The following is a 9,562-nucleotide window of genomic DNA, read 5'->3' as shown; positions in this document are numbered from 1 at the left end:
CACCCCGGTGATCGCCGCAGCGGTCGGCGGGTTGCCCGTGGCCGTCCGGGACACCGTCACCGGCTACCTGGTGCAGGGTCACCAACCCGCCCTGTTCGCCGAGGCCGGTCGCCAGCAGCAGGTTCCGCAGCGCGACGGGCAGCTGGTCGGTCGTCCCGGTCGCGAGCGTGCCGACGGCGCAGACCGCCGCGCCGGCCGCGGCTGCGGCCGCCAGATGCCGGGCGAGGACGCCCCGGCGCGACCGCGCGGCGTGCTCCGAGAAGTCCCGCATCCCGTCCTCCGCCGAGAGGACGACCACGACGGCCACCAGGACGGGCAGCGCCTGGGCGGCTGCCACGGGGATGCCGGCACCGCCGCCCAGATGCGGCAGCACGACGAGGCGGTCCCCCCACCACAGCCAGCCGGCCGCACAGCCCGCCAGCAGCGCGAGCGGCAGCGCGACGCCGTGGGCCCGGAGGTGCCGCCATGCTGCGGCGCGGCGATGGCCCCGCTGCCGACCCCCGCCGTTCTCCGGTTGCCCGCCCGCCCGCCGCGAGCGGACCGGCAGCCCCCGCCCGGCGGTGCTCAGCACGGCACGGCCGCCAGCTCGGCCTTCCACGCCCGCGCCCGGACGGTCTGCTCGGCGTGCGGCAGCGCCAGCACCCGCAGCACCTCGTCGGTGCGGTCCACCGCCTCCCCCGACGAGAAGCCCCCGCGCTTCGGCGGCCGGTCGGTGTCGAGCGCCCGCAGCTCCAGCCACAGCGTCAACGCGTCCTGCACCGCCCACTCCTGCGGGCCCCAGCGTTCGCAGAGCGGCAGCGCCGCCACGACCGAGTCCGACGCCATGGTCCGTGCCAGGTCCGCCCTCCCGTAATCGAGGGAGAACCCCTGCCCCGCGGCGCCCGCCCGGGGCAGTCCCACCTCCCGATGGGCGACCCCGGCCGGGACCACGCCCTCGCCCGCCGTCGCCAGTCGCCCGGACATGTCGACCGCGGCGGGCAGCCGGTGCGCGTGCTCCGGCCAGACGCAGACCTCGCCGTCGCCGGCCGTGTCGCAGACGGCGTCGGTGGAGGTGCGGGCCGTGTGGAAGCCCGCCCCCGCCCCCGACGGCATGACGAGGAGCCCCAGCAGCAGCGCCGCTGCCGCCGCCGGTGCGGCGAGCGGCAGCGCCCGTAGCGGCCGCCGCCCCGCGGGTCGCGGGTCGTTCCGCACGCCGGTGAGGAGCACGACGGCGGTGACGGCCAGCGCGACCAGCGCCAACCGCCACACCAGGTGCGTCGCGGAGAGCCGCTGGTCCACCCCCTGGTAGCCGATGGTCGCCGTCAGCGGCGACTGCTCCGCCAGCATCACAAAGAACAGCAGGTAGCCGCCGACGGTGGCGAGCACGGGCGTGTAGCGGGTCGGCAGCAGCCGGCCCAGGACATGTCCGATGGCGGCGGCGAGCACCACCCCCGCCAGCCCGAACAGCGGGTACTCCGGCCAGGGCGCGCCCGGCAGCCGCGCCGCCAGCGCGGCGCCCGAGATCACGGCCACCGCGGTGAGATGGGCGGCGGCCAGCCACGTCGCGTCGGCCGCGTTGACGGTTGCGCGCCTTTCCACGCTCGCCTCGGGTCAGGAGTCCCCCACGTGCCGAACATGTCCCGGCTCTCGCGCCGTCGCCGCGCGAGCCGGCACCCCCGCCGGGTGGCTGTCCTCAGCGTCCACACCTCCCCGCTGCACCAGCCGGGCACCGGCGACGCCGGCGGCATGAACGTGTACATCGTCGAGCTGGCCAAGCAGCTCGCGGACCTCGGCACCGAGGTCGAGATCTTCACCCGCGCCACCGCCGGCGCGCTGGCGCCGACCGTGGAACTGGCGCCCGGTGTCCTGGTGCGGCACATCGACGCCGGACCGTACGAGGGGCTGAAGAAGGAGGACCTCCCCGCCCAGCTGTGCGCCTTCACCCACGGCGTCATGCAGGCGTGGGCGGGCCACCGCCCCGGGCACTACGAACTCGTCCACTCCCACTACTGGTTGTCCGGCCACGTCGGCTGGCTCGCCGCCGACCGCTGGGGCGTGCCGCTGGTGCACACCATGCACACCATGGCCAAGGTCAAGAACGCGGCGCTCGCCGCGGGCGACACCCCCGAGCCCGCCGCCCGCATCATCGGCGAGCAGCAGGTCGTGGACGCCGCCGACCGGCTGATCGCCAACACCGCCGGCGAGGCGGCGGAACTGGTCGAGCACTACGGCGCCGACCCGCTGCGAACCGCGGTCGTCCACCCCGGCGTCAACCTCGAACGGTTCCGCCCCGCCGACGGCCGCGCTGCCGCCCGGCAGCGGCTGGGACTGCCGCAGGACGCGGTGATCCCGCTGTTCGCCGGTCGGATACAACCTCTCAAGGCCCCCGACCTGCTGCTGCGGGCTGTCGCCGAACTCGTCGACGAACAGCCGGAGTTGCGGTCGCGGCTGCTCGTGCCCGTGGTCGGTGGCCCCTCCGGCAGCGGCCTGGCCCGCCCCGAGCGGCTCCACAAGCTGGCCGGCCAGCTCGGCATCAGCGACATCGTGCGGTTCCGACCGCCGGTCGATCAGCAGGAGTTGGCCGACTGGTACCGCGCGGCGAGCGTCCTGGTGATGCCGTCCTACAGCGAGTCGTTCGGCCTGGTCGCGGTGGAGGCGCAGGCGTGCGGCACCCCGGTGATCGCCGCAGCGGTCGGCGGGTTGCCCGTGGCCGTCCGGGACACCGTCACCGGCTACCTGGTGCAGGGTCACCAACCCGCCCTGTTCGCCGAGGCGTTGCGTCGCTTCACCGACGACCCCGGACGTTCCGCCGTCATGGGGGAGGCCGCGACCCGGCACGCCCGCGGCTTCGGTTGGGGCGCCGCGGCCGCCGCCACCGCCGAGGTCTACAGCGACGCCATCGCCGGGCACCGCTTCGCCGACCACACCGCGCACGCCGCGCGCGGCGGTGCGGTCACCCGGCGCGGCGGGCTCCGCATCGCGCGCTGACGTCCCACCGGCCGAGCAGCACGAGCCGGACCGCCGGCACCGGCCCGCAGCCACGGGCCGGTGCCCGGCACCGGCCGCGCCCGGCGAGCCGACCCCGACCACTCCGCCGCTGTGACGCGCACGACCTAGGATCGGTGCCATGGCAGCAGACGACCAGGAGACGGCGGCCCGGCGGACCATCGAGACCGCGCTCGCGGCCCTGGCCGCGCCCGACGACGGACAGCAGGCGGAACCCGGCGGCGACGAGGCCGCCATCAGCTGGGAGAGCCCGTCACCGGGCCACTACGTCGTCACCCTGCCCGGCACCCGCAAGCTCTCCACCACCTGCTCCCTGAAGGTGGGCCGCCACTCCCTCTCGGTGAACGCGTTCGTGATCCGGCGCCCCGACGAGAACCATGCCGAGGTGCACCGCTGGCTGCTGGAGCGCAACGCGCGGCTCTTCGGCGTCGCCTACGCCGTCGACCCGCTCGGCGACATCTACCTCGCGGGCCGGCTGCCGCTGGCCGCCGTCACGGCCGAGGAGCTCGACCGACTGCTCGGCGCCGTGCTGGAGCAGGCCGACGGCTCCTTCAACACGCTGCTGGAGAAGGGGTTCACCTCCGCGATCCGCAAGGAGTACGCGTGGCGGACGGCCCGGGGCGAGTCCACCCGCAACCTCGACGCGTTCCGGCACCTGACCCGCCCGGCCGAGTGACCCCGCGGCGGGCGCGAAGGCTCGCCATGAGGTCACCCGCCGGGCGTCGCCCGGACGGGCTCAGCCCCGGCCCCCGGCCTCCCCGGGGGTCGGGTCAGGAATCCGGCGCGGCAGCAGCCGCTCCGAGGCGAGCCGGGCGCGCACCAGCGGCGCCACCAGACGCATGGCGCCGCCTCGGCGCAGCGCGCCCAGCGCCGCCGCCTCGTGCGGCAGATGCCGCTGCTGCCCGTCGCGCACCAGCCGCGCCACGCGCAGCGCCGCCGTCGGGTGGGAATCGAGCGCGCTGTGCCCGTGGTCGGCCAGCGGCACCAGCGTCCCGTCGGGCACCAGCCCCACCACCCGCTCCGCCACCGAGCGCGGCGTCCGCAGCTCCCGGTCGCCGGAGACCACCGCCACCGGCCACCGGAACGCGGGCAGCGCGGCGGGCAGGTCGAACGGTTCGCCCGCGAACTCCGGGAACGAGCGCGCCAGTTCCAGGAAGCCGTGCGGGACGTCCAGTGGCAGCCCGTCCGGGTCCGGCCGGTACTTCAGCTCGCGGAACGCGATCACCCCCGCGAGGTCGAACTCCATGACGAACGGGCGCGGCGTCGTCGTCTCGGAGGCGCCGAGCTCCGCGAGCCAGCGCCAGGTCCGGTGGCCGCGCCCGGCGGCCACGGCCCGGCAGACCGCCTCCACCAGCGGCGCCCCGCCGGTCTCGTAGACCGCCTGCGCCACCGCCCCCGTCTCCGCGGGATCGACCAGCCCCCGCGCCACCAGCTCCCGCAGTCCGCGAGCGGCGTTCTCCGTCTCGGGGCGCGACCCCTCCCAGAGCCGTGCCCGCATCTCGCGCCGGGTCTCCTCGTCGTCGTGCGCGGTCAGCACCGGGGAGTCCAGCACCATCGACGCGACCCGGTCCGGGTGCCGCACGCCGAACCCCTGTGCCACATAACTGCCGTACGAGGCGCCGTAGATCACGGCCCGCTCGACACCGGCGTGGTCGAGCACCGCCGCGAGGTCGTCCACGACCGCGGTGACGGTCATCGCCGACGGCGGCAGCGGCCGCCCGTCGTCCCGCACCCGGGACAGTCCGACCCCGCGGTGCTCCATCATCACCACGTCGAACCGCTGCCGTGCCGCCCGCGCCCGCACCTGCCGGTAGAGGGTCACGGAGGCCAACCCGGGACCTCCCGGGACGAACACCACCGGGGTGGCGCCGCGCGGTCCGCTCCGCACGTAGTGGAGGTCGAACTCCTCACGCGTTCCGTCACCCACCGGCCTGCGCACCCGGTGGACACCGGCCGAGGCCGCCAGCCGCTGCCGGGTCCGCGCCTGCCGGTCGTCCGGCCGTCGCGCAGCCGGCCGCACGTCGTCGTGATCGCTCATCCTGCCCCTTCGTCCGTCCCGTCGTCGTCCCGCCCGCACCCGCCGCGGGACCCTCCCCGGGCCCTACCCGGGGACGGCCCGCTCCACCGTTCGAGCGACGCCGACGCCGACGCCGACGCCGACGCCGACGGGGACCGCGCCGCCCCGCGCCGCCCGGGCGCCGACCCATCCGCGACGCACCGGCCGACGTGGACGCCCGCGCCACCCGCCCGACCGCCCGTGGTGGGATGCTGACCGGTGTGCGGCGCGGACGCCCACACGCGGCGGCGCCCCGCCGCCCAGGTGCCCCGGGAGCCCTTCACCGTGATCGACGTCGCCGCCGCCGTGCTCTCCACCGTCCTGCTGCTGGCGGTCCTCGCCTTCGTGATCCTGCGCCCGCGCCGCTGGCCCGAGGCGGTCGCAGCGGTGCCGGCCGCCGGACTGGTCATGGCCCTCGGCGCCGTGGCGCCCGCGGAGGCCTGGTCGGAGACCCAACGGCTGGCGCCCGTCGTGGGGTTCCTCGCCGCGATCCTGCTGCTCTCCCACCTCTGCGCGAACGAGGGGCTGTTCAGCGCCGCCGGCGCGGCCGTGGCGCGACTGTGCCGGAACCGGCCGCGGCGGCTGCTGGCCGGGGTGTTCGTGCTGGCCGCCCTCACCACCGCGGTGCTCAGCCTGGACGCCACGGCCGTCCTGCTGACACCGGTCGTCATCGCCACCGCGCTGCGCGCCGGGGCCCGGCCCCGGCCGCACGTCTACGCCACCGCCCACCTGGCCAACTCGGCGTCGCTGCTGCTGCCCGTCTCCAACCTCACCAACCTGCTGGCGTTCGCCGCCAGCGGCCTCACCTTCACCCGGTTCGGCATCCTGATGGCCCCCGCGTGGCTGCTGGTGATCGCCGTCGAGTACCTGGTGTTCCGCCGCTACTTCGCCGCCGACCTGGCGGCGCGGCCCGTCCCGGTGGCGCGCGCCGAACGGGTCGCCACCCCGGTGGTCGCGCTGGTGGTGCTGGCGCTCACGCTCGTCGGCTTCGTCGCCACCTCGTTCGCGGGGCTGTCCCCGGCATGGGCAGCGTGCGCGGGCGCCGCCGTGCTGGCCGTCCGCGCGCTGCGGGCGGGCACCACGACCGTCGGCGGGCTGATCGCCGCCTGCAACCCGCTGTTCTGCCTGTTCGTGCTCGCCCTCGGGGTGGTCGTCAAGGCGGTGGTGGACAACGGGCTCGACGCCGCCGCCGGTCGGGTCCTCCCCGACGGGACGGGGCTGGCGGACCTGCTGGTGATCGCCGCTGTAGCGGCGCTGCTCGCCGCCGGCATCAACAACCTGCCCGCGACCCTCGCGCTGCTGCCCATCGTCGCCGGGGGAGGGGCGGCGCCGGTGCTGGCGGTGCTCATCGGCGTCAACCTCGGCCCCAACCTGACCTACGTGGGCTCGCTCTCCACCTTGCTGTGGCGGCGGGTGCTCCACGGCCACGACATGGACGTCTCACTGCGCGACTTCACGTGGCTGGGGGTGCTCACGGTCCCGCTCACACTCGTGGCGGCCACGACGGCGCTGTGGGGCATGCTCGAACTCGTCGGTCCCTGACCCCCGTCCGCGGGGGACCGCCATCCGCGGCGGACCCCCGTCCGCGGGGGACCGCCGGCCCATGTGTCCCGCTGTCGGGCGGCCGGCGCCCGGTCACCCCAGAACGCCGCTGTAGGCGTTGATCGCTGGCTGGCCGCCGAGATGGGCGTAGAGGACGGTGGAGTCCCGGGGGATCTCGCCCGTGCGGACCAGGTCGACCAGCCCCGCCATCGACTTCCCCTCGTAGACCGGATCGATGATCATGCCCTCCAGCGAGCCGCTCAGCCGGATGGCGTCGAGCGTGGACTGCACCGGGACGCCGTAGCGGTCGCCCGCCCAGCCCGGCAGCACGGTGATCTCCTCGTCCCGCAGCTGCCTGCCCACCCCGATCCGGTCGGCGGTGTCGCGGGCGATCCGCTCCACCTGCGCACGCGTCTCGTCGAGCTTCGCGGAGGCGTCGATCCCGATGACGCGCCGCGGGCGGTCCTGCCCCGCGAACCCGGCGATCATCCCGGCGTGGGTGCTGCCGGTGACGCTGCACACCACGATCGTGTCGAAGAAGACGCCCAGTTCGCGCTCCTGCCGGGCCACCTCCGCCGCCCAGTTGGCGAAGCCCAGCCCGCCCAGCGGATGGTCGGAGGCGCCGGCGGGGATCGCGTACGGGGTGCCGCCCGCGGCGCGCACGTCCTCCAGCGCCCGCTCCCAGCTCTCCTTGAAACCGATGCCGAACCCGGCATCCACCAACCGGACGTCGGCGCCCATCATCCGGGACAGCAGGATGTTGCCCACCCGGTCGTTGACCGGGTCCGGCCAGTCCACCCAGCTCTCCTGGACCAGCACCGCCCTCATCCCCAGCCGCGCCGCGACGGCGGCGACCTGCCGGGTGTGGTTGGACTGCACCCCGCCGATGGTCACCAGCGTGTCGGCGCCCTGCCGCAGCGCCTCCGGGACGAGGTACTCCAGCTTGCGGGTCTTGTTGCCGCCGAAGGCAAGACCGCTGTTGCAGTCCTCCCGCTTGGCCCAGATCCGGGCGCCGCCCAGGTGGTCGCTGAGGCGGTCCAGCGGATGCACCGGGCTCGGTCCGAAGAGCAGCGGATGGCGGGCGAAGTCGTCGAGTGACACGGGGGCCTCCGGAGGGGCGAGGGGCAGCGGACGGTCGGGTGCGTCGTCGGGGCGTTCGCGGGGTGCGTCGTCGGGGTGCGGCCCGGGCGGGGTCAGCCGCCCCGGGGGGCCGGGTCGGCGGACCCGGGCCGCTCCCCGGTGTCCTCCGCGGCGTCCAGCAGCGGCGCCAGCGTCGACCAGTTCTCCCGGGCGGCGGTCGCGGCGGCGTCGACCTCACCCGCCGCGCAGTGCTCGATGATCCGGTCGTGCTGCGCCACCGAGGCGCGCCCGGCCAGCGACCCGAAGCGCAGCCGCTCCAACCGCCGCAGCACCGGCGTGAACTGCTCCAGCACGGTGACCACCGCCTGGTTGGCGGCGGCCGTCACCGCCACCCCGTGGAAGGCGTCGTCCGCGGCCAGCGCCCCGTCGACGTCCGCCGCGCGGACCGCCGCGCCGAACCGGACGTTGGCCTCCCGCATCGCCGCGAGGTCGCCCTCGGCCAGATGCGGCACCGCCTCGCGGACGGCGAGCTCGTGCATGGCCGCCACGACCGCCTGGGCATGGTGCACCGCCCGCACGTCCAGCGGGCTGACCACGGTGTGCCGGCCCGGGCTGGTTCGCACCAGACCCACCAGCTCCAGCCGGCCCAGCGCCTCCCGCACCGGGGTGCGACTCACCCCCAGCCAGGCGACGAGGTCGGCGTCGTGCAGCCGCTCGCCGGGCGCGAGCGTGCCGCTGACGATGGCGTCCCTGATGGCGCGGTAGGCGTCCTCGCGCAGCAGGGATCGACGGACGAGGCCGCGGTTCTCGGGTACCGGCATGCGAAATATTGCATGCCACACCGGGTGCTCCCGTCAAGACCCGCGGGGCGGGTGTCCCGGTGCCCCGCTCGCCGCAGCCGCACCGGCCGCCCCTGCCGTCACCGCCCGCGTCGCCTGCTCGGCGCCCGCCCGTCGCCTGCCGCCGCCCCGGTCGCCGGAAACCCCGGACGGGCTCGGGGCACCGCCGCCCTGTCGCATACGCTCGGAGCATGGCCGACGCACCGTACAAACTGATTCTGCTCCGCCACGGCGAGAGCGAGTGGAACGCGAAGAACCTGTTCACCGGCTGGGTGGACGTCAACCTGACCGAGAAGGGCGAGAAGGAGGCAGTACGCGGCGGTGAGCTGCTGAAGGACGCCGGTCTGCTCCCCGACGTGGTGCACACCTCGCTCCAGAAGCGGGCCATCCGCACCGCCAACCTCGCCCTGACCGCGGCCGACCGCCCCTGGATCCCCGTCCACCGCTCCTGGCGGCTGAACGAGCGTCACTACGGCGCACTCCAGGGCAAGGACAAGGCCGCCACCCTCGCCGAGTTCGGCGAGGAGCAGTTCATGAAGTGGCGCCGCTCCTACGACACCCCGCCGCCGGAGCTGGCGGACGGCTCCGAGTGGTCGCAGAGCGACGACCCGCGCTACGCGGCCCTCCCCGGTGAGCTGCGGCCGCGCACCGAGTGCCTCAAGGACGTCGTCGCCCGCATGCTGCCCTACTGGTACGACGGCATCGTGCCGGACCTCCGCGCGGGCCGGACCGTCCTGGTCGCGGCGCACGGCAACAGCCTGCGTGCCCTGGTCAAGCACCTCGACGGCATCTCCGACGCCGACATCGTGGGGCTGAACATCCCCACCGGCATCCCGCTCTCCTACGAGCTGGACGCCGACTACCGCCCGCTCAACCCGGGCGGCACCTACCTCGACCCCGACGCCGCCGCCGACGCCATCAAGGCCGTCGCCGGGCAGGGCAAGAAGTAGCGCGAGGCGGCGGGCACGTCGGTGCGGGAGTGGCCGCGGGGCGGCAGCTCCAGTTCGCGCTGCCGGATCTCCCCGTCGCGACGGGTGGCGCGGGCCATCTGGAGCATGGG

Annotated in this window: 8 protein-coding genes and 1 pseudogene; 4 read left to right on the top strand and 5 right to left on the bottom strand. The window is 75.6% G+C overall.

The window, feature by feature from the left end; translation table 11 throughout:
- A pseudogene (locus tag HCN52_RS17680) lies at positions 1-571 on the bottom strand (hypothetical protein); the annotation flags it as partial.
- Positions 565-1,578, bottom strand: a complete 1,014-nt coding sequence (locus tag HCN52_RS17675; protein ID WP_168089422.1) for a DUF7224 domain-containing protein — start codon at positions 1,576-1,578, stop codon at positions 565-567. The gene HCN52_RS17675 and the pseudogene HCN52_RS17680, both read right to left, overlap by 7 nt.
- Positions 1,579-1,614: 36 nt before the next feature.
- Here HCN52_RS17675 and mshA point away from each other — a divergent pair, with 36 nt between their 5' ends.
- Positions 1,615-2,967, top strand: coding sequence for a D-inositol-3-phosphate glycosyltransferase (gene mshA / locus HCN52_RS17670; RefSeq protein ID WP_168089423.1), 1,353 nt, complete (start codon positions 1,615-1,617; stop codon positions 2,965-2,967).
- Positions 2,968-3,106: 139 nt separating this feature from the next.
- Positions 3,107-3,661, top strand: coding sequence for a type III secretion system chaperone family protein (locus tag HCN52_RS17665; RefSeq protein WP_168089421.1), 555 nt, complete (start codon positions 3,107-3,109; stop codon positions 3,659-3,661).
- Between the two features lie 60 nt (positions 3,662-3,721).
- Here the strand turns inward: HCN52_RS17665 and HCN52_RS17660 are convergent, their stop codons facing one another.
- The gene (locus HCN52_RS17660; protein WP_168089420.1) at positions 3,722-5,023 is read right to left on the bottom strand and encodes an alpha/beta fold hydrolase; all 1,302 of its coding nucleotides are present in this window, start codon (positions 5,021-5,023) and stop codon (positions 3,722-3,724) included.
- A gap of 303 nt (positions 5,024-5,326) precedes the next feature.
- Between HCN52_RS17660 and HCN52_RS17655 the strand changes: the two genes are divergently transcribed.
- The gene (locus HCN52_RS17655) at positions 5,327-6,583 is read left to right on the top strand and encodes an SLC13 family permease (protein WP_168089419.1); all 1,257 of its coding nucleotides are present in this window, start codon (positions 5,327-5,329) and stop codon (positions 6,581-6,583) included.
- 93 nt (positions 6,584-6,676) lie between these two features.
- On the opposite strand, the gene HCN52_RS17650 is transcribed toward HCN52_RS17655, so the two are convergent.
- A complete protein-coding gene (locus HCN52_RS17650; RefSeq protein ID WP_168089418.1) occupies positions 6,677-7,684 on the bottom strand; it encodes a 1-aminocyclopropane-1-carboxylate deaminase in 1,008 nt (335 codons plus the stop codon).
- Between the two features lie 92 nt (positions 7,685-7,776).
- Positions 7,777-8,484 (bottom strand): GntR family transcriptional regulator, encoded by a 708-nt coding sequence (locus tag HCN52_RS17645; protein ID WP_168089417.1) that lies wholly within the window; start codon positions 8,482-8,484, stop codon positions 7,777-7,779.
- A 209-nt stretch (positions 8,485-8,693) separates the two neighbouring features.
- On the opposite strand from HCN52_RS17645, the gene HCN52_RS17640 reads away from it, so the two are divergent.
- On the top strand, positions 8,694-9,452 hold the full coding sequence (locus HCN52_RS17640; protein ID WP_168089416.1) for a phosphoglyceromutase: 759 nt from the start codon (positions 8,694-8,696) through the stop codon (positions 9,450-9,452).
- Positions 9,453-9,562: the final 110 nt, after the last annotated feature.

This window comes from Streptomyces bohaiensis, from assembly GCF_012033785.1.
Classification (GTDB): domain Bacteria; phylum Actinomycetota; class Actinomycetes; order Streptomycetales; family Streptomycetaceae; genus Streptomyces; species Streptomyces bohaiensis.
This window is presented reverse-complemented; position numbering and strand designations above follow the sequence as displayed.

What these genes read in the sequence shown, in the direction of transcription:
- mshA (WP_168089423.1), top strand. Translation starts at nt 1,615, where the DNA reads ATGTCCCGGCTCTCGCGCCGTCGCCGCGCGAGCCGGCACCCCCGCCGG.
- HCN52_RS17665 (WP_168089421.1), top strand. Translation starts at nt 3,107, where the DNA reads ATGGCAGCAGACGACCAGGAGACGGCGGCCCGGCGGACCATCGAGACC.
- HCN52_RS17660 (WP_168089420.1), bottom strand. Translation starts at nt 5,023, where the DNA reads ATGAGCGATCACGACGACGTGCGGCCGGCTGCGCGACGGCCGGACGAC.
- HCN52_RS17645 (WP_168089417.1), bottom strand. Translation starts at nt 8,484, where the DNA reads ATGCCGGTACCCGAGAACCGCGGCCTCGTCCGTCGATCCCTGCTGCGC.
- HCN52_RS17640 (WP_168089416.1), top strand. Translation starts at nt 8,694, where the DNA reads ATGGCCGACGCACCGTACAAACTGATTCTGCTCCGCCACGGCGAGAGC.